The 23,842-nt window shown below is 62.4% G+C and carries 23 protein-coding genes; 13 read left to right on the forward strand and 10 right to left on the reverse strand.

The genetic code is table 11. From position 1 onward, the window contains the following. Positions 1-2,522: 2,522 nt before the first annotated feature. From ACF3M1_RS08230 to ACF3M1_RS08255, 6 genes are all read right to left on the reverse strand, one after another. Complete coding sequence (locus ACF3M1_RS08230; RefSeq protein WP_394005082.1) at positions 2,523-2,759, reverse strand: hypothetical protein; 237 nt, start codon at positions 2,757-2,759, stop codon at positions 2,523-2,525. 25 nt (positions 2,760-2,784) lie between these two features. Then, the gene (locus ACF3M1_RS08235) at positions 2,785-3,345 is read right to left on the reverse strand and encodes a hypothetical protein (protein ID WP_394005083.1); all 561 of its coding nucleotides are present in this window, start codon (positions 3,343-3,345) and stop codon (positions 2,785-2,787) included. Further along, entirely contained in the window at positions 3,342-4,271 is a 930-nt protein-coding gene (locus ACF3M1_RS08240; RefSeq protein WP_394005084.1) for an SOS response-associated peptidase family protein, read from the reverse strand. Before ACF3M1_RS08240 ends, ACF3M1_RS08235 begins: the two co-directional genes overlap by 4 nt. Positions 4,272-4,344: 73 nt before the next feature. Continuing rightward, a complete protein-coding gene (locus ACF3M1_RS08245; protein ID WP_394005216.1) occupies positions 4,345-5,595 on the reverse strand; it encodes a Y-family DNA polymerase in 1,251 nt (416 codons plus the stop codon). A gap of 1 nt (position 5,596) precedes the next feature. Then, positions 5,597-6,397, reverse strand: a complete 801-nt coding sequence (gene cho, locus ACF3M1_RS08250) for an excinuclease Cho (protein WP_394005217.1) — start codon at positions 6,395-6,397, stop codon at positions 5,597-5,599. Positions 6,398-6,440: 43 nt separating this feature from the next. Beyond that, a complete protein-coding gene (locus ACF3M1_RS08255) occupies positions 6,441-6,920 on the reverse strand; it encodes a LexA family protein (RefSeq protein WP_394005085.1) in 480 nt (159 codons plus the stop codon). A gap of 615 nt (positions 6,921-7,535) precedes the next feature. Here ACF3M1_RS08255 and ACF3M1_RS08260 point away from each other — a divergent pair. From ACF3M1_RS08260 to ACF3M1_RS08285, 6 genes are all read left to right on the forward strand, one after another. Then, positions 7,536-7,625, forward strand: coding sequence for an SEC-C metal-binding domain-containing protein (locus ACF3M1_RS08260; RefSeq protein ID WP_225218078.1), 90 nt, complete (start codon positions 7,536-7,538; stop codon positions 7,623-7,625). A gap of 61 nt (positions 7,626-7,686) precedes the next feature. Continuing rightward, on the forward strand, positions 7,687-8,079 hold the full coding sequence (locus ACF3M1_RS08265; RefSeq protein ID WP_394005086.1) for a hypothetical protein: 393 nt from the start codon (positions 7,687-7,689) through the stop codon (positions 8,077-8,079). A gap of 56 nt (positions 8,080-8,135) precedes the next feature. Beyond that, complete coding sequence (locus tag ACF3M1_RS08270) at positions 8,136-9,416, forward strand: TolC family protein (protein WP_095208874.1); 1,281 nt, start codon at positions 8,136-8,138, stop codon at positions 9,414-9,416. Next, the gene (locus tag ACF3M1_RS08275) at positions 9,413-10,393 is read left to right on the forward strand and encodes an efflux RND transporter periplasmic adaptor subunit (RefSeq protein ID WP_394005087.1); all 981 of its coding nucleotides are present in this window, start codon (positions 9,413-9,415) and stop codon (positions 10,391-10,393) included. The genes ACF3M1_RS08270 and ACF3M1_RS08275 overlap by 4 nt, the downstream gene beginning before the upstream one ends. A 22-nt stretch (positions 10,394-10,415) precedes the next feature. Further along, entirely contained in the window at positions 10,416-13,592 is a 3,177-nt protein-coding gene (locus tag ACF3M1_RS08280) for an efflux RND transporter permease subunit (protein ID WP_394005218.1), read from the forward strand. Between the two features lies 1 nt (position 13,593). After that, positions 13,594-14,187, forward strand: a complete 594-nt coding sequence (locus tag ACF3M1_RS08285) for a cation transporter (protein ID WP_095208872.1) — start codon at positions 13,594-13,596, stop codon at positions 14,185-14,187. Between the two features lie 8 nt (positions 14,188-14,195). On the opposite strand, the gene ACF3M1_RS08290 is transcribed toward ACF3M1_RS08285, so the two are convergent. Continuing rightward, positions 14,196-14,591: a helix-turn-helix domain-containing protein gene (locus ACF3M1_RS08290; protein WP_095208871.1), complete on the reverse strand. Its 396-nt coding sequence runs from the start codon at positions 14,589-14,591 to the stop codon at positions 14,196-14,198. Between the two features lie 94 nt (positions 14,592-14,685). On the opposite strand from ACF3M1_RS08290, the gene ACF3M1_RS08295 reads away from it, so the two are divergent. From ACF3M1_RS08295 to ACF3M1_RS08310, 4 genes are all read left to right on the forward strand, one after another. After that, positions 14,686-15,309: a cation transporter gene (locus ACF3M1_RS08295; protein WP_095209458.1), complete on the forward strand. Its 624-nt coding sequence runs from the start codon at positions 14,686-14,688 to the stop codon at positions 15,307-15,309. 329 nt (positions 15,310-15,638) lie between these two features. Further along, a complete protein-coding gene (locus tag ACF3M1_RS08300) occupies positions 15,639-15,947 on the forward strand; it encodes a type IIL restriction-modification enzyme MmeI (protein ID WP_206733290.1) in 309 nt (102 codons plus the stop codon). A 10-nt stretch (positions 15,948-15,957) separates the two neighbouring features. Then, positions 15,958-17,070: a Wadjet anti-phage system protein JetD domain-containing protein gene (locus ACF3M1_RS08305; protein ID WP_164972148.1), complete on the forward strand. Its 1,113-nt coding sequence runs from the start codon at positions 15,958-15,960 to the stop codon at positions 17,068-17,070. Positions 17,071-17,153: 83 nt separating this feature from the next. Next, on the forward strand, positions 17,154-17,366 hold the full coding sequence (locus tag ACF3M1_RS08310) for a hypothetical protein (RefSeq protein ID WP_394005088.1): 213 nt from the start codon (positions 17,154-17,156) through the stop codon (positions 17,364-17,366). A 15-nt stretch (positions 17,367-17,381) separates the two neighbouring features. Here ACF3M1_RS08310 and ACF3M1_RS08315 read toward each other — a convergent pair whose 3' ends face one another. From ACF3M1_RS08315 to ACF3M1_RS08325, 3 genes are read right to left on the reverse strand one after another with little or no spacing between them, the layout of a single operon-like run. Beyond that, positions 17,382-18,131, reverse strand: coding sequence for a hypothetical protein (locus ACF3M1_RS08315; protein ID WP_394005089.1), 750 nt, complete (start codon positions 18,129-18,131; stop codon positions 17,382-17,384). After that, positions 18,131-18,604: a hypothetical protein gene (locus ACF3M1_RS08320; protein WP_394005090.1), complete on the reverse strand. Its 474-nt coding sequence runs from the start codon at positions 18,602-18,604 to the stop codon at positions 18,131-18,133. Before ACF3M1_RS08320 ends, ACF3M1_RS08315 begins: the two co-directional genes overlap by 1 nt. Further along, positions 18,601-18,990, reverse strand: coding sequence for a hypothetical protein (locus tag ACF3M1_RS08325; protein ID WP_394005091.1), 390 nt, complete (start codon positions 18,988-18,990; stop codon positions 18,601-18,603). The genes ACF3M1_RS08320 and ACF3M1_RS08325 overlap by 4 nt, the downstream gene beginning before the upstream one ends. A 326-nt stretch (positions 18,991-19,316) precedes the next feature. On the opposite strand from ACF3M1_RS08325, the gene ACF3M1_RS08330 reads away from it, so the two are divergent. The 3 genes from ACF3M1_RS08330 (at position 19,317) to ACF3M1_RS08340 (ending at position 23,806) form a co-directional block, all read left to right on the forward strand. Then, positions 19,317-19,958: a hypothetical protein gene (locus ACF3M1_RS08330; RefSeq protein WP_394005092.1), complete on the forward strand. Its 642-nt coding sequence runs from the start codon at positions 19,317-19,319 to the stop codon at positions 19,956-19,958. Beyond that, complete coding sequence (locus tag ACF3M1_RS08335) at positions 19,891-21,138, forward strand: helix-turn-helix domain-containing protein (RefSeq protein WP_394005093.1); 1,248 nt, start codon at positions 19,891-19,893, stop codon at positions 21,136-21,138. Before ACF3M1_RS08330 ends, ACF3M1_RS08335 begins: the two co-directional genes overlap by 68 nt. 73 nt (positions 21,139-21,211) lie before the next feature. Further along, the gene (locus ACF3M1_RS08340) at positions 21,212-23,806 is read left to right on the forward strand and encodes an AAA family ATPase (RefSeq protein WP_394005094.1); all 2,595 of its coding nucleotides are present in this window, start codon (positions 21,212-21,214) and stop codon (positions 23,804-23,806) included. Positions 23,807-23,842 lie beyond the last annotated feature (36 nt).

Here is a 23,842-nt window from a genome sequence, read left to right on the forward strand (position 1 = left end):
CAGTCTTGGGCGGCATATATGATAAACACGGATGCCGTTAGGCGGTCTGCGCTGCCGTATTTAGGGGCAATCTCGGATGAGGAGCTTAACAAGCTTTTCGGTGAGATCCCTAAGTTTAAATGCATGAACTCTAGAATTAGGTCTCAGAGTGTGTACGGTAAATATCCAATCGACAAAATGGGGAAAGTGGCCTCCTCGTTATTGGTGCCTGCCAGCCTTGAAGTCGCATTGAGGGAAACTCAAGCTGAGTCGTGGCTCATATGTCCGACATGCGAGATCGCGATTCTCGCCGATCCTGATGGTTCCGCTATCTTCCGACCGTTCTCATCGTGGCGTTCGTGCTGTTCGACGCATGGACGTCTTTATGACAGAGCTCACTTCTGGATAGATGGGTTCAGCGGTCTGTGTCGCGCTAGAGAATGGTGTGCAAGTTCGCCGGGGTGCAAACATCCGTATCGATTAGGGTCGGACTGGTACGGATTTGTTTTTTATTTTGCTCTCTTCGGAAGCAAGAGAGCAGGAAGGCTCGAAGAGATGATGATTAAAGAGGTTGCGGAAGATACTCAACGGGTGTCTATCGTTTTTCCGTACCTTGCGATCACGCTGATGAAGCAATTGGATGTTTACCTTAAGTATCCGGTGTATGACTGGAATATCTACTGCAGTCTTCCGTTGGAGCATAGATTCTATATTTCGAATATTTGCGCCGCTGTTCTCGAGAACTGGATCCCAGGAGAGACAGGAGAGTCACTTTCTCGGAACGTCAAGAGTGACTGGCGAGCTAGCATGTTAGCGGCAATTCACGGGTTCTTTCCACTTGGGCCCGACAGGGCACATCTTTCTACGATAATAAGGGGGACTCAACCTAATGAAGAGGACCTCCGATTCTTCGCAAATCTAGCTGGCAACGCTAGAGCGGATAGGCTTCTTAGGGCATTGTTGGGTGAGCGGGATCACACTGCGAGCGGGTTTGCGCATCATCAGGTCCCTCGAATCTTCGCTGCGTCTTTGGGTCATCGACCTTTCGGGATCGTCAGCGATGTGCCTAGTCGAACTACGGATAGCAGGCGCTACTATTCTCGTTAAAAAGTGCTTGCTAAGTTATTTTTAAGTCACTTTTCGGCGTTTATGTCTTCACCTAAAAGCTTTTTGATAATCAATAACATAAGACTCAATTCGTGGCTCTGTTCGGCTGCTTCCATAACAGGTAAATTCATACGGCGCACCTCATAAGCGAATCGATCTGAGTTCGCTTAAGGGGCGTGTGCAGAGCGGGGGGCGATGCGATCGGATCTTCCCAAGCTTCGAAGGCTGCCTCTCTATCTCGGGTTCTCGGCTCAATTCAGCGATGGAGGGCGTAACGCACGCTCTTGAGCATTTTTACCTAAGTTGCTCAATCGCGAGAGAGATAAATACTCAGTTTTGCGGCACCTTATCGCGCGCGTTTTGAGGGTGCTCACGCGTTTCTACTGTACATAGGTGCCGCGAGGTGCGCTCACCTGTCCCCAAGAGCCGATTGAAAGCGTTCAGCGCTGTATGCAGTTCAGCTTAGGGCTGCGGTGAGTGCGTTCACGCGCCCCCAAACGGGCCTGAAGCCGACTTTTGAGAGCGCAACTGAATAGTGCAAGTGTGCCCTGAGAGTGCTTCGGTCAACTTCAGCAGGAAATCAGACGAGGTAAAGGGCGATGATGGCGAAATGAGCTTGTCAGGGAGCCTCTTTGAAAAAGTGCCGTTGCAACGCTGAGGTTAAGCGCTGTGGGGAACCCAGCCTGGAAAGCAAGAGGAGTTGTGCCTCGATCTAACTTCGGTAAGTGAGAGGTAGCGATTAGTCGGTGTTATCAAGGGTGCGGTGCATGTCCGCTTTCGGTCAAAAACGGGTGTCGTCAGAAGAGCATCGAGCCTGCTGGTTGCTACTCACCTAGTCCGGGAAGGTCTACCTCTCGGTGACCTAGGCAGTCTCTTACATTTGATCGCGATATCACCTGAAAAAAAAACTCCTGAGGGGATGCAATCTGACCCCACAGCACGTGTGCGCGTCGCGGCCCTGCACCTCTCCCCTAGGATGTCGCCGCTCCGCCAATTTACGCCCAGCGCACGTTGCTGCCCTCGCGGGGAGCGGTTCGATGCTGGGTAGAGCCTGTTCTCCAATCGAATTCGAAATGCGCGATGAAGCTGAGCTCGCGTGTGTAGCTCCCCCTATACCCCGCTTCGGCGAGCGCTGTCAGTACCTGATCCAGTTCTACGTCTGAAAGTTCGCCGATGTTGACACTCCATATCAGCCGCCGCGCCTCCCGAGCAGCACGGGTGCGCAGCTTGCCCTTCAGCTCTGCGATTACATTTCGCACGCTTCGTCGAAGTGGAGAGGCCTGGCGCCCCGAAATCGACATGGCCTGGCCCATAACTATTTTCCCATCTAGTGGTGGACAGTAATAGGGGCGCACGAGGGTGACGCCTGCGTCGGTGTTCCAGCCCTCGTCTCACGGCGGACTGCGCCCACTGCTCGCTGCAGCGCCTCGCCTGCGCTATTCGCTGCAGGGCTCGTCAGCTCGGGGCACCATCCCCTTGTCACGCAGGATGCACTGGAGGCGAGACCAGTAATGGTCTTGGTCCTCGTGGGCGGTGCGCGCTTCAATCTCGTCGGCGTGGCCGGCGAAGGTATCCATGTGGCAGTGTTCGTCAGTCTCGGCGAGCATCGCGGGCACCCAGGCGCCCAGAGAGTTGAGTTCGTTGTCGAGCTCGATGCGGGACAGCTTCGGCATCCCCGTCATGGGTCACCTCTGTTTTTCAGTTGAGCTTCTCGGGTGGGCGAGCACCCAGCTCCCGCATCTTCCGAAGGACGTTGCGCATGCCTTGGTGGAAAGCAGGAAGGGTATGTCGGGCCATCAGGTACTCACCGCCTTGCGAGTGCTCCTGGTCGGTGTTTCCCGCCTGCGCGAGAGGGCGCACGGAGAACCAGAGCCGCACGGCGCCCAAGTCGGCTTCGACATCCCGGTAGCCCAAGCCATCGCACATGTATCCGAAGGCCATGAGTGATGGGAGCGCCGGACCGGCATCCCACGCCGGCAGCGTTCTGCCCGCGGGGGGTAGAACGTCCCGAGTGGCACCGTTCTTCCGCATCGCGGTTATCAGCCGGCTCTCGCGTGCGATGAGATCTTCCAACATGCCGTAATGCACCAGCACCGGATCTCGCGCGCCGATGACAGCCGTCCCTTCCGCTGTGATCTCGCGCACCCAAACCTCCATGAGGACGGCGCCTGAGGCAACTTCCACATCTCCATACGCAATGGCGACGATCTCGGCGGGCAACGCAGCAGGGGTCATGTTCGATTCCAGGGGATAGGTCAAGCAGCCTCCCGGTACTCATAGAAGGGGTGCCGCTTGTCGTCGAAGATGGCGTACAGCGCGGCGAGGTTGGCCGGGTCCGGATTAAGCCAGGCCGCGAGGTGTTCGGGTTTGATGTTGATGATCGTCCTGTCGTGACCGGCGGAGGCCACCTCGGGCTCCGGCTCGTCGGTGATGGCCGCGAACGACAGCAGATCCGGCTCGACGCCCTTCGGGTCTTTCCACCGCGACCACAGGCAGGCGATCAGCATCGGCTCACCGGTGCTCGGCACGAACTCCAGCCGCTTGTTCTGGCCATCCTCGCCCTCGACGTTCTCGTAGAACCGATCAGCCACCATGATCCCGTGGCTGAAGCCGAACAGGCCACCCCAGAAGCCCTCGAGGTTGTCGCGCCTGGCGTTGTACGTGCCGGGGAACTTGGTGTCGTAGAAGGCAGGCTTGCCGGCCGGTCGGCACTGGTAGCGCATCGGCTTGAGCACGAGCTGGCCGTTCTCGACGATTAGCACCGGGGCGTAGATGCCCGGGAAGATGCGGCTGTCGGCAGGCTGGGCCTCGGTGCGCTTGAGCGCCGCAATGCGCGCCATCGCAAGCTCGACTTTGGTCGAGCCGATTCGCACGTCCTCCTGGGCCTTCTTAGTGACCTTGGTCAGCAGCTTCCGCTCGGCGTCGGCAACGCGCCGGCGCTGGGCGAACACTTCCTGCTCGAGCGCAGAGATGGCGGCCGCATCGGCCCGTAGAAGATTCGCCACAAGATCAGGTGGCCCGAGCTCCTGCAGCTCCCGGATCAGCGCCCGCGGCGCCTTTGCCATCGGATTCTTGCCGCGATCCCACCAGAAGGTCTTCACGTAGGTCTCGACGTCCATCTTCACCTCGGGGAAGAGGCGCTGATAGCGCTTGAGCTCGGCGTAGACCTGGGCGGAGTAGCACATGGGATCGGTCCTGATGGGGCTGAAAAGCAGGGTAGGGGCGCAGACATGGCGCCGTGGTCAATGCGACAAGCAATCAGCACTTGATGAGGGGAAGGTCGCTGGAACGAGTGGTGTAGTTGGGCGAGAGCATGTTCTGACGCATGCCCCAATCGGGCCGCTCCTTCCAGCCCGTGGCGCCCAGGCCGGCGACGCCTCGGCCGAACTTGCGGTTGATGCCGTCGAGCGTCTCCATCAGTTTCGAATTTCCTGCCGACCCTGAGGCAAACAGGTCGGCTTGCCGCTGCTCAGGCCGGCCGAGGTCGAGCAGTGCGACGCCCGCTTTCTTGTAGCCGACTCCCCGCTTGAGAGCGCCATGAAGGAGACGGGTGACGATAGACAGCACTGCTCGGCTATCAGCGGTCGCGACCGGTAGGCTGATCGATCGGTTGACGTGGTGCTGCGGCAGCTCTACGCGGAACACATCGCTGTGTACGAAGATCCACACGCCGCCGGCGACGAGCCCGGCCTTCCGGAGTTTTTCGCAGGCGCGCACCGCGAAGGTGGCGAGTGCCTGTGCGACGGCTTGGTGGTCCTCGACGCGCTCGGCGAACGATCGGCTCACCATGATCTGCTGCTTGTCGGGGGCCACGTCTTCGAGTTCGATGCAGACGTGGCCCTGCAACTCGCGCTGCGTTCTCGCTAGCACCACGCCGAACTCGCGCAGGATCGTGTCGGGCGGTGCGTCGCGCAGCTGCGCTGCTGTGGTGATGCCCATGTTGGCCAGGCGCATGCCCCACTTGCCGCCGACGCCCCAGAGATCTGTCGTGGGAAAGGTCGCCAGCACCTGCGCGCGACGATCTGGCTCCGTCAGGTCGACAACGCCCGCGCCGGACTTGGCCGCCTTGTTGGCCGCTTTGGCCAGCGTCTTGGTGGGGCCGATCCCGATACAGTTGGGGATGCCCGTCCAGCGGTGCACCTTCGTGCGCAGTCGATGCGCGAAGGCCTCGCGATCGCGGATGCCGGTCATGTCGAGGAATGACTCGTCGATGCTGTAGACCTCCACGCGCGGCGCCTCATCGCGCAGGATGGTGACCACGCGGGCACTGATGTCGCCATAGAGCGCGAAGTTGGCGCTGCGCATCTGCAGGCCCTGGTGCTTCACAAGTTGCTTCAGCTCGTGCGCGGGCTGCCCCATCTTGATGCCGAGTGCCTTGGCTTCGGCCGTGCGCGCGATCGCGCAGCCGTCGTTGTTCGACAGGACCACCAGCGGCACACCGCGCAGGCGTGGCTGGAAGATGCGCTCGCAGCTTGCATAGAAGTTATTGCCGTCGACCAAGGCGAACATGTCAGGCTGCCAGCGGCACGATGCGATGGGCGCCGTCGAGGACAGGCGCACGCAGGATCCGGTAGGCATCGCGATCGAACTGGCCGGTCGAGCTGCGGATGCGCCGCGCGGCAGTGAGCGTGGTTGCGCTGCCGATGTACTGCCAGTCGCGCACGACGTGGTACTGGCGCATGTCCTCGCCGCGCTCTTCCAATGCCACCGCGCCCTGGTACGGCCAGGCCGACACCTGCCGGTCGTCCAGCACCAGCCGCAAGCGTTCCTCGTGCTCGCCCAGTGTCTCGGCACCGTGGCAGGCGCCGGCGCATTGCTTGAGCATCGCGCGGAAGCACGGACGGCCCGGTACCCCGCGCTCGATGCCGAGCAGCGTGTAGCAAAGGCGGTTTTCGTCGGCGAGGCGGCGCAAGGACGTCATTGCCGCCCGAGGGCTGGAATGCAGCCCGTAGAGCTTGGGTGCGCGTGCCGGGTCGATGTCCGCTGAGTTGACCACAGTGACCTTCCCGCGGTGCAGTTCAATAGAGAACTGCCGCGTCGTGCGGCGCAGCTTGCGGTTGTAGAGCGGGTGGCTCGCCTTGATCATCTGCGCCTCGAGCAGCTGGGCGCCGATATCGCCGGCGGTGCGGATATGGCTGATCCGCCGGGCCTGCCGAAGCAGCCTCGCTTCTTCGGGCGTTCGAAGGTGATCCATCACGCGGTTGCGGATGTCGATCGACTTGCCGATGTAGAGCGGCAGCACGTCCTCTTCGTTGCCCAAGAAGGTGTAGACGCCCGGTGCGCGCGGCAGCGCGTCGATCTCGGGACGCAGGTGTTCCGGGTATTCGTAGAGTGCGGCGGCCTCCCGCCGGCGGTCACGAACGGGACGCACGGGGCACCGCAGCGCGCTTGACCTGGCGAGCGATGCTCACCACGGCGAACAGTTCCACCTCGGTCCCTGGCTCGATGATGATCGGCGGCACCTCAGGGTTGGCCGAGTGGAGCTCGATGTGGTGCTCGGCAATCAGCAGGATCTTGCAGGTGGGCTGGTTGCCCTCCCAGACCGCCATTACCAGGCTGCCGGTGCGGGGTTCGACGGAGCGATCGACGATCAGCAAGTCTCCGTCGAGGATCCCGGCGCGTGCCATCGAGTGGCCGCTGGCCCGGTAGACGTAAGTGGCCGGCGCGTTGCGAATCAGCAGGCGATTGAGGTCGAGGCTGTCTTCCTCGAAGTCCTCCGCCGGGGAGGGGAACCCCAGACGGGCAGTAGCCGCGCCGAGCGGCAGCGGCACCAGGGGCGGATCGATTGCGGCATAGCCAGCGAACGATGCGGGTGGGTCGAGCAGGGTGAACATGGGAAGGCTCCAGCGACGGTGCGCACCGTGCCGGTTGCGAGTCTCACCGTCTGCGATGAGTAGTAATACTACTAACTCACCAGGACGGGGCGTCTGAACGCGCCAGGAGCCAGTCGCCAGGTCAAGATGTTGAGGAAGCTAAGCTCCGTCAGCAGGCGCCCCCCGCCGCATGTGGGCATAGCGGCCGCTTTCGGTTGGCGCGTCTTCCTAAGGGGGGTGGAGGACGCAGCGTCACTCCAAGCTCGGCGCAGTCCGTAGTGCAACCTAGTCCATGTTGAGGATGAAATCTGCGTTTTCGGCACCGACCAGGGATGTTTATCGGGGGTAGGGAAGTGCGGCTTCCGACCCAAAGCGGACGTCTCGTTGGAACATCGCGCACCACTTCGTCCCACGGATCACTCAGGCAGCCAAGCCCGACCGCATGACCTCGTAGAGCGCAGTCCGGGTATTGCTGTCTGCCATCGAAGGGCTAGCAGCCCATGCAACGGCAAGAGCCCCCAGGAAGAGACTGAGCCGGGGCATCCCGGCGGCTCCCGGCGAGGTCAGTGTCCCCGCGCATGAAATCGAACCGCTGCAGCAGGCGCACCAGTTCCTGGACACGCACTGTCGTCGGGGCTGCGCGATCACCAGCCGTGCCAGTGCGGCAGCGGAAACAAGTACAAGCGGTGCCATGGCCGACAACTGGAACGCGCCTTTTCCCTGTAGCCCTCTCGACGCATTCAGCGGAATTGTATAACCCCATCATCCGCAGGTACCCTGCGCGGCCATGACCCGCCTGCATCCCCGCTTCTTGTTGCCGCTCCTGCGCGTCGTCGTGCTGGGTGTGCTTGCGTTGGGGTTGGCGTTCCAACCGGTGATGACAGCCGCTGGCGAAATGCATGAGCTCGCGCACGATCCGTCGGGCGCGCACAGCCACGGCCCGCATGCCAACGATCCGGGCGCGGAGTTCGCCGCGGCGGACGCGCACGATCAAGACGGATCGGAGACGTTGCACCTGTTACTGGATTTCGCCCATTGCTGTGGTTCAGCCGCGGCCGTGTTGCCGGTCCTGGATTCATTTTCTACTCGACCGGTCGCCGGTCGAATGGGGGTCGAAAAAGCATCGCCCCCGGCCGCCTTGCGTCTGCCGAGCCTATTCAAGCCTCCGATCTTCGGATGACCGCGCCGTCGGCCTGATGCCGACTCCCGTCAATTCGATTCATCGGAGCAACCCCCATGCGTTTGCGATCAGCGGCCCTGGCCGCGTTCGTCGCCGTGTGTGCCGTGGCATTCCCCACGCACGCCGCCGACCCCCTCACCCTGGACGACGCTTTCCTTCGCGTTGCCGACGCCCATCCCGATCTACGCTTGTTTGGTGCCCGCCATGAGGCCCTGAAAGCCGAACTGGATCGCTCCTCGTTGCGCCCGGCGCTGGTCGCTGGAGCCGAGGTCGAGAACGTGCTCGGTACCGGCCCGGCCAGCGGCCTGGATGGCGCCGAGATCACGCTGAGCCTCGCCTCCGTGCTGGAGCGCGGCGGCAAGCTCGATGCCCGCCGCACGCTCGCGCAAAGCCGGATCGACGCGCTGGCCATCGAGCGCGAGGCGCAGCGGTTGGATCTCCTGGCCGAAGTGGCCCGCCGCTACCTGGCGGTCGTCGGTGCGCAACGCGAAGGCGAGCTTGCGCAGTTGGACGTCGACCAGCGCGAACGCACCGTTGCTGCGGCGCGCCGGCGTCACGAGGCCGGCGCTTCGCCGGAATCGGTCGTACTCACCGCCCAGGCCGCCCTCGCGCGGTCGGAACTGGATCGCGCTCGCGCCCGGCAACGTCAGGCGGCCGCCCGCCAGCATCTCGCGGCCCTGTGGGGCGAGCGAAATCCCGCATTCGAGATCCTCGGGGGCGATCTGCTCGCCGTGCCCCAGATCGCGGACTTCGCGGTACTCGCCGACTGGTTGCAACGCACTCCCGAGCTCGCGCAGTTCGTCGATCAGCAGCGCATTGGCGAGGCACGCCTGCAGCTGGCACGCAGCGAAGCGACCCCGGACTTCGACTGGCAGGTGGGCGTGCGACGGATGGCGGACGGCGATGACTTCGGCTTGGTCGGCAGTGTCTCGATCCCGCTGGGCACCACCCGCCGGGCACAACCGGGCATCCGTGCCGCACGCGCCGAGTTGACAGCGCTGGAAATCGAACGGGAGGCCGTGGGGCTGTCGCTCTACTCCACCCTCGCTGAGGCGCATGGCCGCTTCGGGGTGGCCCGCCTGGAAGCACAGCGGCTGGGTGAGGACGTGCTTCCACGTCTGGCCAAGGCCGAAGCAGCGGCCGCCACCGCGTACCGCGCAGGCGCCGCCAGTTATCTGGAGTGGTCGAGCCTGCAGGCGGAGCGCGCCGCCGCACGGCAGCAACAGCTGGCAGCTGCGCTGGAAGCCCAGCGCGCCCTGATCGAGATCCAGCGGCTGACCGGCCAGGCATTCGTCGCCGGCCCGGGCCCGCAAGACAACCAAGGAGCAACCCCATGAAGCCTGTCCACCTGATCCCGGCATTGGCGCTGGCCTTGAGCCTGGCGGCTTGCAGTGGTGAGCCGGACCAGCCTAGCCAGCCGGCAAACGACGCCCATGCTGACGAGGCCGCCGACCACGGCACCGAGGCCGACGAACACGGTCATGAAGCGGGTGAAATCGCCAGCACGGTCATCCCTGCCGAAATTGCCGAAAAGTCCGGTATCCAGACGCGGCCGGTCGGCCCCGGCGTGATCGCCGACGAGCATGAGGTACAAGGCCTGCTGACCCCGGTCGAAGGTCGGGTCGCGCAGGTCACCGCCCGCTTCCCAGGCCCGATCCGCTCACTGCGCGCCAATGTCGGAGACCAGGTTCGCGCCGGCCAGACACTGGCGACGATCGAGAGCAACCTGAGCCTGAGCACCTACAGCGTCGCCGCGCCCATCTCCGGCGTGGTCGTCGAGCGCAGTGCGTCGGTCGGTGGCCTGGCCAGCGAGGGTGCGCCCCTGTTCGAAATCGCCGATCTTTCGCAGCTCTGGGTCGACCTCCACATCTTTGGCGCGGACGCCCAGCACATCCAGCCCGGCGTGCCGGTGGCGGTCACCCGCATGAGCGATGGCGAGACGGTCCGAACCACGCTCGAACGCGTGCTGCCGGGCATGGCCACCGCCAGCCAGAGCACGGTGGCCCGCGCAACGATCGACAACGCCGACAACCAATGGCGGCCGGGAACGGCGGTCAAGGCGCGGATCACGGTCGCGCAGGAGCCGGTGGACCTGATGGTGCCGTTGACGGCGCTGCAGTCGATGGATGGCCGGGAGGCCGTGTTCGTACGTGAGGGCGAGACCTACCTGACCCGACACGTCGAAACCGGCGCCCGCGATACCACGCAGGTGCAGATCCGCGCGGGCCTGAGCGTGGGCGAGGATGTTGTGGTCGCGGAGAGCTACCTGATCAAGGCGGACATCGGCAAGGCGGGGGCGTCGGATGACGACTGACGCCGCAGCCCACCAGTCCGGCCTGCTGGAGCGGATCGTCCGGTTCTCGATCCGGCATCGCTGGATGATGCTGGTGCTGACCCTGGGCTTGATCGGAGTAGGCATCTGGAGCTTCACCCGGCTCCCGATCGATGCAACACCGGACATCACGAACGTCCAGGTGCAGATCAACACCGAAGCGCCCGGCTACTCGCCGCTGGAGTCCGAACAGCGGGTCACGTATCCGATCGAGACGGCACTCGCCGGCCTGCCGCGGCTCGACTACACGCGCTCGCTGTCACGCTACGGCTTGTCGCAGATCACCGTGGTGTTCGAGGACGGCACCGACCTGTACTTCGCCCGGCAGCAGGTGGCCGAGCGGCTGCAGCAGATCCGCTCGCAGATTCCCGAGGGACTGGAGCCCGAAATGGGGCCGATCTCGACCGGGTTGGGCGAGATCTTCCTGTACACCGTCGACGCTGCACCCGACGCGGCCAAGCCGGACGGTACGCCGTGGACCGCCACCGACCTGCGCACCCTGCAGGACTGGGTCATCCGGCCGCAGATGCGCAACATACCGGGAGTGACCGAGGTCAACACGATCGGCGGCTTCGAGCGGCAGATCCACATCACGCCGGACCCGTCCAAGCTGGTCGCACTCGGCTTCACGCTGCAGGACATCGTCGACGCGGTCGCCGCCAACAACCAGAACATGGGTGCCGGCTACATCGAGCGCAACGGCCAGCAGTACCTGGTGCGCGTGCCCGGCCAGGTCGGCGGCGTCGACGAGATCCGGAACATCGTGCTGGACCGGCGCGAGGGCCTGCCGATCCGGGTGGCCGACGTGGCGCAGGTGGGTGAAGGCCCGGAGCTTCGTACCGGCGCGGCCACCCAGAACGGCGAAGAGGTCGTGCTGGGCACCGTGTCGATGCTGGTGGGCTCCAACAGCCGCAGCGTCGCGCAGGCCGCGGCGGCGAAGCTGCAGGACGCGAACGCGAGCCTGCCGGAAGGCGTGACCGCGACGGCGGTCTACGACCGCACCGTGCTGGTCGAACGCACCATGCAGACCATCTCGAAGAACCTGATCGAGGGCGCCCTGCTGGTCATCGTGGTCCTGTTCCTGCTGCTGGGGAATGTCCGCGCCGCACTCATCACCGCCGCCGTCATCCCCCTGGCGATGCTGTTCACCATCACCGGAATGGTGCGCGGCGGCGTCTCCGGCAACCTGATGAGCCTAGGTGCACTCGACTTCGGCCTGATCGTCGATGGCGCGGTCATCATCATCGAGAACGTCCTGCGCCGGTTCGGCGAGATGCAGCATCGGCTTGGCCGGGCGCTCACACGCGACGAGCGCAATGAACTGACCGCCACCGCCACGGTCGAAGTCATCCGGCCCAGCCTGTTCGGCATGTTCGTCATCGCCGCGGTGTACCTGCCGATCTTCGCGCTGACCGGGATCGAGGGAAAGATGTTCCATCCCATGGCGATCACCGTGGTGCTGGCCCTCACCGGCGCGATGGTGCTGTCGCTGACCTTCGTTCCCGCATCCATCGCGATCTTCATGGGCAACCGCGTCGAGGAGAAGGAGAACCGGCTGGTCCAGTGGACGCGCCGACGCTATGAGCCCTTGCTTGCGTGGTCACTCCGTCGTCAGAACTGGGTCCTTGGCGGGGCACTGATACTGGTCGTCGTGTCCCTGCTGGTCGCCACGCGCCTGGGCAGCGAGTTCATTCCCAGCCTGGACGAGGGCGACCTCGCCATGCAAGCGATCCGCATTCCCGGAACGGGCTTGGAGCAGTCGGTGAAGATGCAAGTGGCCGTGGAGGAACGGCTGGTGCAGGTTCCGGAAGTGGAGCGGGTCTTCAGCAGGGTCGGCACGGCTGAGGTGGCCACCGACCCGATGCCACCGAACGTGGCGGACTCCTACCTGATGGTGAAGCCACGCGGGCAATGGCCCGATCCACGCAAGCCCAGGGACGTTCTGATCGACGAAATCGAAGCCGCAGTGGCCACGCTGCCAGGCAACAACTACGAGTTCTCGCAACCGATCGAGATGCGGACCAACGAGCTGATTTCGGGGGTGCGTGCGGATGTGGCGATCAAGGTGTTCGGTGACGACCTGGACACGCTGGTCGAAGTGGCCGAACAGGTCGAGGCGGCTGCCAGGCAGGTCGAGGGCGCGGTCGACGTCAACACCGAACAGGCAACCGGCTTGCCACTGCTGACGATCGTCCCGGACCGCGCGGCGCTTGCGCGCTTCGGCCTGAATCCGGGGATCGTGCAGCAGACCGTTGCCACTGCGGTCGGTGGCCAGGTGGCCAGCCAGCTGTTCGAGGGCGACCGCCGCTTCGACATCGTGGTGCGACTGCCGGAACAGATGCGCGTCGATCCGACCGCCCTCGAGGATCTGCCGATCCCCTTGCCCGACGTGGCGAACGCGGACCGGTCGAGCCTGGAACCCAGTTGGGCGAGCGCGCGGACCGTGCCGCTGCGGGAGGTCGCGCAGATCGAGAGCCTGCTGGGGCCCAACCAGATCAACCGTGAGAATGGAAAGCGCCGGGTGGTGGTCACCGCCAACGTGCGTGATCGCGACTTGGGTAGCTTCGTCGAAGAGCTGCAGCAGCGCGTCGGGCAGCAGGTGAACGTACCCGAGGGCTACTGGATCGACTACGGCGGCACGTTCGAGCAGTTGATCTCGGCCAGCCAACGGCTCGCAGTAGTGGTACCAGTGACCTTGGTCCTCATCTTCGGCCTGTTGTTCATGGCCTTTGGCTCGGCCAGGGACGCGGTGATCGTGTTCAGCGGCGTGCCGCTGGCGCTGTCGGGCGGCGTGGCCGCACTGGCTCTGCGCGGTATCCCGTTGTCGATCACCGCAGGTGTCGGCTTCATCGCGCTGTCCGGCGTGGCCGTGCTCAACGGCCTGGTCATGATCGCCTTCATTCGCAACCTGCGCGAACAAGGCCAGTCGCTGGACGACGCGGTCTTCAACGGCGCGCTCGGGCGGCTGCGGCCGGTCTTGATGACTGCCCTCGTGGCGTCGCTCGGCTTCGTCCCGATGGCGCTCAATGTCGGCGCGGGCGCGGAGGTGCAGCGTCCGCTCGCCACCGTCGTGATCGGCGGGATCGTGTCTTCAACGCTGCTCACCCTGCTTGTCCTGCCCACCCTTTACCGTCTTCTGCATCGCGGCGACGCAGCGAAGCCGCAACTGGAGGCCCACTGAGTTGAGTGAAGAGAAGATCGAGATACACGACGCGCACCAGCGCCGGATCCTGTTGATCGTCCTCGCCCTGAACCTCGCGCTTGCCGCGGGGTTCGGGGTCACGGGCGTCGCCGCCGGCTCAAGCGCTCTGATCGCAAATGGACTGGACAATGCGTCCGACAGCGCCGTCTACATCATCACCCTGCTCGCACTCAGTCGCTCACAAGCCTGGAAACGGTCGGCGGCCAAAGTGTCCGGCTGGCTGCTGATCCTGTTCGCCGCTGGGATCCTGGTCGACGTGGGCCGTCGGTTCCTGGGTGACGCCGAGCCCATTGGTACGACGATGATGGTGATGGCGCTGGGGGCCGGCCTGGTAAACGCGACATGCGTGTGGCTGCTCAAGAAAATCCGGCAGGCCAATGTGAACGTGCGTGCCGCGACGACCTTCAGCACCAACGATTTCATCGCCAACGCAGGCGTGCTCGTGGGTGGCGGACTGGTGCTGTGGACCGGGCGGGCCTGGCCCGACCTCGTCGTGGGGCTCGCAGTGGCGGCGATCGCCCTGAAAGGGGGCATCGAGATCCTGCAGGATGCCCGTGGCGAAGAGGACGCTTGAGTGCCGACCTAGGATGGCGGGTGGCGCAGCGTGTCGAGGATGGCGCACTGGCCGCGCTCGCCGCCGCTGCAACTGCCAATCACCCGTTCGAGCTCCGAGGCCATCCGCTGAAGGTCGTTTAGCCGGTTCCGGATGTCCAGCAGGTGCCCGCGGGCAAGACGGTCGACATCCTGGCAGGACAACCCGTCGTCTTCGGCCAGGCCCAGCAGGCTGCGGATCTCCTCCAGCGAGAAGCCCAGTTCGCGTCCGCGGCTGATGAAGCGCAGCCGATCCGCGTCGGCGGGACGGTAGTCGCGATACCCGCCCGCCGTGCGCGGCGGGGCAGGCAACAACCCGATGCGCTCGTAGTAGCGCACGGTTTCGGGATGGCACCCGCTGCGCTCCGCGACCTCTCCGATCTTCATGGGCTTGACTCTGTAGCGACTCCGGGGTTTAGGATCGCCGACCTGGAAGCGGGCCGCAAATCCTCGGACGCCCGCTCGACTCGGAGACATGATCATGAGTGATTCGTGCGGCTGCGGAAGCACGGTGGATATCCGCGCCCTGGAGGCGGGGCAGCGGCGCGTGTTGATGATCGTGCTGGCAATCAACATCGCCAGCTTCGTGATGATGATCACCGCAGCGATCTACAGCGGCTCGTCCTCGTTGCTGTCGGGCAGCCTCGACAACCTCGGTGATGCGTTGACCTATCTGCTGAGCCTGGCAGTGATCGGCGCGAGCCTGCGCGCCAAGGCCAGGGTGGCGTTGTTCAAGGGATTGCTGATCCTCGGTGCCGCGGTTGCGGTCGCCATCCAGATCGGCTGGCGCCTGGCCCACCCGGAGGTGCCGATCTTCGAGGCCATCGGCATCGCCGCCGTGATCAATCTTGCGTTCAACGCCTTGTGCCTGTGGCTGCTTACCCCGTACCGCTTTGGCGACGTGAACATGTCATCGGCCTGGGAGTGCTCGCGCAATGACCTGTACGAGGGTGTTGCGGTGCTGCTGGCAGCCGCCGGCGTGTGGCTGTTCGATGCCGGCTGGCCCGATCTGGTCATCGCCGGTGGACTGTTGCTGATGTTTCTGCGGTCCTCCGCTCGGGTACTCCGCATGGCTTGGCGGAGTTACCGGGACGAGGTGAAATAACGAGTTACGGCCCGTTGTCCGGTCCTCGAAGAAGAAATGCTCCGTTCTGACGCGTGGCTGGAGCGGCCAAGAAAGTCAGCTATGACAGGCAGTTAGCTCACCTTTGGCCGTTTTTTACACGAATCCCTGCCGACCTTCTGAAAGAGTGGATTCGAAGCGGCAGTTCGGGTCAGCCAGAACGTCCGCTTCTGGCCGAAAGCGGTCGGTGGGCTAGGGCACCTGGGCCGATCTGGAGGGCGGAAGAGTGCCGCCCAAGGGCGAGAGACCCGCAACAGGCATGGTGTCGTATCCTGTATTGACCGCCAGGATGCGCAGGGCAGGGGGCCCACGTGCCAGACGCCGCAAGTACGGAAGCAGGATCCCAAGCCCAGGCTGCGGCTGAAGCCTTCATCGCCCGCTGGCAAGGTGTCGCGGCCTCGGAGCTCTCCACCTCCCAGAGCTTCCTGATTGACCTCTGCCGCCTGCTCGAGGTCGACGTCCCGCATCCCACGGCGGAGCAGGACTACATGTTCGAGCGGCCGATCACCTTTCTCCACGGTGACGGCAGCACCAGCGCTGGGCGGATTGACCTGTACCGGCGCGGCGCCTCTGTGCCTTTGGGTCGAGACGGTCCTGCGGGAGCAGTTGCAACGCGGTGAGCGCAAGCGGGTGACCAGATCCACCACAGCCGCACAGAAGACGAACGTGAAGCCGACGAACTCCGTCTACTGGAGGGAAGACTTCGAAGAGCGCATGCGGGGTCACGGTCAGATTCAGGACGCCGTCAAGCGTGGCGCGGTTGATGCTGGGTGGGGTGACCAAGGTGGTGATGATCGCCCCTTGGAATGGGTGCGCGTGCGTGACGTGGATGCGCTGGCAAGTCTCCTCGGGGTGGCCACCAATCTGGATCAACTGCAAGTTGCCAGCGTTGAGTTGGCGCCGTGGCTGGATAGGTACCCACGACTGGGTGAGGTCCTGGAAGCTTGGGCGGCGCTTCGGCGCGTTCGCTCTTTGGGGCCGGACTCTTGGCACTCCTGGCAGGATGCCTTGAAAGTGCTCGATGCACTGGCGGCCAGGCCCGGGGAGGATCAGGTCCTTCGTGTCCTCAGCGGACATCTGTTCTCGGATACCAAGCGGATCGAGCAACTCCTTCCACAGCTTGATGTCTTGTCCGGTGAGGGGCTATCGAGCCGCTCGCGCGGCAAGTGGGAAGTGCTCAGGACGCTCGGTCTGGTCAAGCAGCCACTCCCGCTGATGGTCGCCGGCGTTGGTGCCATAACGATGCAGGAAGGTCCTGACTGCACGATCGTGCGGCCATATGTGGGCGTGGCACCACAGAGCGTGCGAGGGTTGATAGCGAAGCCAGCATGGGTGCTGACGATCGAAAACCTGACGACGTTCCACTTGGCTGCAGAGGCGCTGAAGGGGCGGGATGATGGAGTCGTGGTATTCACCGGGGGTATGCCATCGCCCGCATGGGTGGCAGGGTTTCGTCGTTTGACCCGAGATCTTCCTGCGTCGACAGTTTTCTATCACTGGGGAGATATCGACCTTGGAGGATTCCGGATCGCAGCGCGACTGAAAGAAGTTGCGCTGCCGGCTGATAGTTTCCTTCAACCATGGCTGATGGATCTAACGATACACGGGCAAGGCAAACATGTATCGGAAACAGTGGGAAATGCGATGAGGTCGTCGGCAATTCAAGCGGGGTGGTTGAATCTACAGGAGTTGCCAAACAAGGCATTGGAGCAAGAAAGAGTCGAATTGACGCTGCCGCAGTAAATCAGCATCGAAAGATAGCGGAGGGATTAGATTGATTTATCAATGGTAGGCTGGGCCTAAAGTCTTGAACCCCGGTAAATATCTTGCGCATCCAGCAGAGGCTATCCGACAAGGCGTACCGGATCGAAAGAGAAGACGTGCTCCATCGGCGCGTCATGGCAACGGCCCACGAGACGGTCCGGGAACGCGGTCTGGCCGTAGTCAAGATCCACCTCCGCATCGACTTCCGGGTGCTCGATCACCCTATCGTTGCCGGCACTGGCACGACTTCGATGGCGGCCAAGGGTTGCGTCTGATGATTCGCCTTGGTCCTAGGTCAACGGCTCATACCATTGCTGGCACTGGGTGAGCTCAAGGAACTCGCTGCCAGGATGGAGCACGACGCGACGCACCATGGAGGCTTCCAAGGTTTGTATGGAGTAGTCCTCAAACTTGTCCGGGTACTCACTTGACCCGATGCCTTGGTGAATCAGGTCAAGCCGTGCTACGGCTAATGCCAGGCCATTCGTCGTGGAAAGGAACGCCACGGGCACTACCGCTTCAACCAGTGCAGGGCTTCCCATGGATTTAAGAACAGGGCCGAGCTCCGGGTCTTCGGCGTTGAAGTTGTAGAGTGCTTCACCGCCCCAGAGTTCGAGCAGGTAGCGAACGCCATACTCTCGGACTTCGTGCGCTGGGTAAAAGCAGAACCACGCCTTGCCGGACCGGTTGCTATCGCGCACCTGGTTGTTCGCAAGCAAACGTTGCGCGTGCTCTTCGGCAAGCTTGCCTCGCGTGACTTGGGCCGCAATGCGTCTTTCCAGCAACCCGATGCTGAGCACCTCCAGCCCGTTTTCGCGAATGTGCACCGCTTCTTCTTCGGTCAATCGGGTGAAGTGGTAACCACGTAGGGCATGCGGCATGAGAGCTTCGCCAAGCGTGCGAATAGCTGCATCGAACGCGGGCGCGGCGCGGTCTGGTAGCTTCAACTCCCACGAGCGGAACAGCGGGCGCAACTCATTGAGGACCTCGCGCAGCTCGCCAGCCCACGTAGCAGGTTGGGAAAGGTCGAGCGCCGCCATCAGTCGTAAAAGGCGAGCTGAAACACTTCGGGATGCGATGCCATGGCCAAAAACATGACATCGATGGCGGCGCGTGCCAGCTTATCGTCATGGCCTGGGTATCGCTGTTGCCGAGGATGCTCCTTGCCGCCATGCACGAGGTTGTTGCGCACCCGGCGAGCAGCATCCATCAAACGATCGCCCTCAGGCCCGTCACCCAATGGGGCATCCACGAACTCGATACGGCGCTGTGCGCTGACCTGCATTTTCATCGGGGGCGGGTCATTGGAGCCGGTGCCCAACAGAAGGTCCTTGTTTTCCTGTGACAGTTGATTCTGGATGTGCCGGCGCACATGGACGTAGAACGCTGACCATTGCGTGTCCGGCGTCTCGCCGACGGCGCCATTGACGAACTCCGGGATTTGCTTGAGGGCAAACTCGATTCGGGAGAACGCCTTGAGAAGTTTCAGCGTTGTGTGAGGCTCCACATTCATGGGCTTACCTTGTCGAAAACGATGGTGAAGTTGTCCCCATCGAACGCTGTCATCTTGCCCACCCACTCAGGCCGCGCCTTGAAGGTGTTGTTGGCCTTGGAGCCGTCCCCACCGCCCTCGATGAGGGGCACGTTGTCGGTGGTGGCCTTGACGATGCGCACGGGCCGGCCTTCGGCCACGGCCTGGGCCAAGTGCTCGCCCATGAGCTTGGTGCCGTTGCCCGTCCACCGGGACAAGTGGTCCTGGTAGACCCATTGGCCGCCCACGACCTTGATGCGGTGCTCCCACAGGCTGGCGACCAGCTCGGTATCCGTTAGCGCAGAAACGGCCCAGAAGTGGTTGGCCAGCTTGGCCTTGTAACGAGCGAACTCAGCGACGATCCCCATGCAACCCCCTGTGGCACTAGGGGTCCAGTCTACCGGTGGCCAACCGAGGCAAGAACGGTTGGCTCAGTCGAGAGGGAGGCGATGCGCGCACAAGCACTTCTTGTGGCTGAGATTGGCTGGGCTCCAGCTGGAAAGACGTTGAATATCATAGGTTTGTGAGGTTGCTGGCGATGCCGTGCTGGCCTGAATTGGGCCAATTTGGCGCCGAGGACGCGTGAGATGCTGGCGGAGCATGGCAGGGTGCTGGTCAGCGTGCAGCGCAAACTTCTTGTTTTCCTTCCTCAAATGAGGTAGGATTATCGGAAGTCCCCCGAGGCAGGCCCCCGATGCTCCAGAACATCCTTTACGACGCTCCCGAAGAAATCGTCAGCCGCCTGGAACAGTTGGGGGTCACCGAGGTGGCGCTCCGCGAAGCCATCTATCAGGGGCACCTGCAGCGCACCCGGTTGACCTTGAACCACCCCCGCAACTTCCCGGGTTTGGTCATGTGGGGCGAGGTTGTTGCCGCCCTGAGGGACCAGCTGAGGCCTTTGGACTGGATCCGGCAGGATGTCGGCAGCTTCCCGGTGACCGTGAACGAGTCGTTGAACCTGGCTATCGCGGTGGCCTCGGGCGACGAGGGGACGGGCAACCCGTATGCCCATCCGTCGAACCGTTCGAAGAAGGGCCGCAACACCGTTGAGGCCATCGAGGCGAATCGTCAGATGGTGCTCTTCGAAGAGTTCATGCAAGAAATCAAGGACGACGCCGAGGGCAACCAGACGTGGATATTGATGCACCACACGGATACGTCCAAGGGTGAGATCCGCTTTGAACTGTCATTGCCGGCTGAAATCGGTAATGACGGCAAGATCACGTCGTGGTCGGAACGCATCGTGCTCGGTAGCATTTCGTTTGACGATGACCTGGTGGAAATCCTCCAGCCGGGTGGTCCTGACATCGACATTGAGATCCGCCGCAAAGCGTGACGAGGCTGCTATGTTCAATGCTCTACGGCTTACCCTCGCCCGCAAACGGCGAGGGATGAAGAAGCGTGAGTTGGCCGAAAAAATTGGGGTAACAGAAAAATCCGTCTCCAACTACGAGACGGGCTCCCAAGAACCAGAGGCCAATACGCTTAGAAAACTTTCAGAAGCGCTTCGGTTCCCCGAAGCCTTTTTCTTTGGTGTGGACCCGGAAGTTCCTCACCCTGATGTGGCGAGCTTCCGTTCGCTTTCGAAGATGACAGCCAGCCAGCGCGACACTGCGCTTGGTGCGGGCGCTGTTGCCCTGCTGTTGAACGAATGGATTGAGGCGCGGTTCGACCTGCCAGACCCGGACGTTCCGGATTTGGGGCGCGAGGGCGGGGACAGTCGCCCCGTTAGCGTGCACGAGCACGCTCAAGAGCCAGAAGCCTATCCGACATCGTCTTCTTCCCAGACCCCGGAGACGGCGGCAGAAATGCTGCGCGCTCACTGGGGCATCGGCGAGTTGCCGGTCAAGAACATGATTGCCCTGCTGGAATCCAAGGGCATCCGGGTCTATTCCCTGGCAATCGATGCCAAGGAAGTGGATGCCTTTTCGATGTGGAGTGGCGGCCGGCCCTACGTGTTCCTCAATACGTTCAAGTCAGCCGAACACTGCCGGTTTGATGCCGCTCATGAGCTGGGCCACCTGGTGCTGCACCAACATGCCCAACCCCATGGTCCCGACCTGGAGCGCGAGGCAAATGCCTTCGCGTCCGCTTTCCTCATGCCGCGGGCGAGCGTGCTTGCCATGGCGCCGCGTGCCCCGACGCTATCGAGTCTCATCCGGCACAAGAAGCACTGGGCAGTCTCCGTGGCAGCGCTGAACTACCGGATGCATGCCCTTGGCCTGACAACTGACTGGACCTACCGCACGCTTTGCATCCAGCTGGCGCAAGCGGGCTACCGCAAGTCGGAGCCTGAAGGCGTGCCGCACGAGAAGTCATTAGTGCTTGAAAAGGTATTCGGTGCACTTCGCGAAGAAGGCTTGTCGAAAGCGGACGTTGCCCAACAGCTAGCGATCTTTTCTGACGAGATTAACGAGCTTACGTTTGGGCTGATGCTCAATGCATTGAAGGGTGGAGCGCCGAGAATGGCTGAGCCCGCTGCGGGAAGGGCTAACTTGCGTTTGGTCAAGGGCTAGTATCAGGGGTGCGACTTGGGCGGGTCCCTCGTAGCGCATGCTTGTGTTTGGATTCGCTAAGGGGCATTGGTCGATGGCAGCTGTGCATGAGGAATATGGACGTTTCTTGCAGTGGCTGCGAGACGCTCAAGCAAGTGAAGACGCCAGGCGCATTGCCAAGATTGTGCATGCGAACCTGGACACCATCATTCCCACCGTTAACAACGGCGGGCAGCGTGCAACCACGCTCACGCCAATCCTTCGGCGAGATCTCGCAGGCACCACGGATGTCATCGAGGAGACCCCTGCAAACGGGGCGGCAGCGCCGCTTCCTTGGACGCGACTGAAGAAGCTCTCGGTTGGCCCCTTCCGGGGCTTCCGACGGGAAGAGCAGTTCGACTTGTCCAAGAACATTGTGTTGTTCCTGGGGCCCAATGGCAGTGGCAAAAGCAGCTTGTGCGAAGCCATCGAGTTCGCCCTGCTGGGCTATGTCGAGGAGGCCACCGCCAAGCGCATTGAGGACTTGGACGGCTACTTCAACAACTTTCATGCTGGTGAGCACGTCGCGCCGCGGCTGTGGTCTGCCGGCGCCGACGATGGCGTGCTCGTGGAACCCAATCCCGAGCCACTGCGCTTCACCATCATCGAAAAGAACCGCATTGAAGGCTTCGCACGCCTAGCCGCACGGCCACCCGCACAGGCGAGCGCGCTCATTGCTGCGCTGTTCGGCTTGGACGGCTTCAACAGCTTTGTGGGGAACTTCACTGGTGACCTCGACAGCAGGCTTCGTCTGGCGACGCCCAAGGCCGGCGAGCTGGCTCTCAAAAATGCAGCGTTGGAGACGGCAAGGCTGAAGATCAAGGGGAACGGTGCCGCGCTTCAGGTGTTCAACGAGGAGCAAGAAGCGCTGGCGCATGGTTTCGAGGCTGGATTGACGTGGGCTCTACTTCTAGAGCGGTTGGGACTCCATGGGAAAGATGGGCGCTTGCAGCAAATCCATGCTGCATTACAAGAACAGTTGCTCGCATTGTCTGAAGCTGACGCCAGTGGCGTGGCCATGCTCAGAAAGTCTCTGCGGTCGCATCTAAAAAACCGCACCCAGAGTGCAGCCAACTTGGCGGGCAGAGCGGAGCAGGTGTCCTTCCTCGAGCTCTATCGAGCAGTGCACGCCCTCCAAGGTGAGCACGCCGCATGCCCCGCGTGCGAAACACCGCTGGACAATGTCACCCGCAACCCCTTTGAGAAGGCAGCAACTGGCATTGAGCTGTTGCGCGACTTGGCTCAACTCCAACAAGAGCAGCGAGACCTTGCTGAAAAGTGCACGCAAGTCTCAAAGTGGCTTCGCGACCAACTGAAAACTGCCCATAGATTCAGGCCATTTACCGGTGACGATATGGCGGACCTGGTGCAATGGATTGAGCAGGAAGAAGAGGTGCCTGTCTGGACCACTGTACTGATGACGCCAGCCATCTGGCGGGCAGTGTTGCGACACATCCGGGCACTGGAAGATCGTGATGCGGGTATCCGTCACCGGCAGAACCAAAGAGCGCTCCTTCAAGCGGAAGTTGAGCAGCTAGAAGAAGTGAGAGAGCAGGTTGAGGAACTGCGCACCCGCAGGCGGCTTCATGATGCCCACGTGGTGGAAGAGCAAGCCAAGATTGACGGGTTCGCCGAGGCCAACGCTGAACTGATTGCGGAAGTGGGAGCAGAGGCCACGGCCCTCGAGCTCGAGGTGCGTATCCAGGTGAGCTATGAGCACTACCTAACTGCCTTAAGGGCGTATCGCGATGGGTTGCCTGCTGGATTGCTTGCGGACTTGAGCGATACCACCAAGGAGCTTTACAACAGCTTCAACCCTCAAGACCACGCGAATGACATCCTGGCAGACCTGACGCTTCCACAACGCGGCGGCGAGCGAATCATGGTCTCTTTCGCTGGCACACCTGCAAAGAGCCACGATGCCTTGGCTGTCTTGAGTGAAGGACATCTGCGCTGCTTGGGCCTGGCTATCTTGTTGGCCAAGAACATCAAGCTGAACTTGCCGCTGCTGGTCTTCGATGACGCGGTGAATGCTATCGATCACGACCACCGCGAAGGCATCCGCGACACGCTTTTCGGCGATGCGCGTCTGCGTGAGAAGCAGATGGTCATTACCTGTCATGGCAACGAGTTCATCAATCAAGTCCAACAGAGGTTGGGCCAAGGCGCCTCAGCGCTTTACATACTCAAGCATCATGACGGTGATCATCAACCCCGTGTGTTTGGGGGCACAGATCGGCACTATTTGCGACGAGCTATCGAACGCTTGGAAAATAACGACGAGCGCCAGGCTCTGGCATCAAGCCGACAAGCATTGGAGAACCTCACGGCCAAAACGTGGAAGTCTTTGACCAATCGGGACGCTGACCTAGGCCAGCTCAATCTTCTTCTACGCGGCCCCACTGGCGAGCCTGAACTCAGGAATCTGGTGGATGGCTTGTCTAAGGCCGTCGCCACTGGTATCGAACAAGCGCGCCTCCCTGGGGAGGCATGGGCTCAGCGGCAAGAAGCTTTCACCGAGCTATTGCAACTACCGTGGCGCTACTTGAACAAAGGCACTCACGACGGAGACGGTGAAGATTTTGAGATTGCCATCGTCCAGGGGATGGTCAACTCATTGGGCAAGCTCAGCGCCTCCTTTCCCGGATAGGCAGGCTATTCCTCCCATTCCGAAGAGCTTCGCTCT

The organism is Luteimonas sp. WGS1318 (assembly GCF_043187535.1).
Lineage (GTDB): Bacteria > Pseudomonadota > Gammaproteobacteria > Xanthomonadales > Xanthomonadaceae > Luteimonas.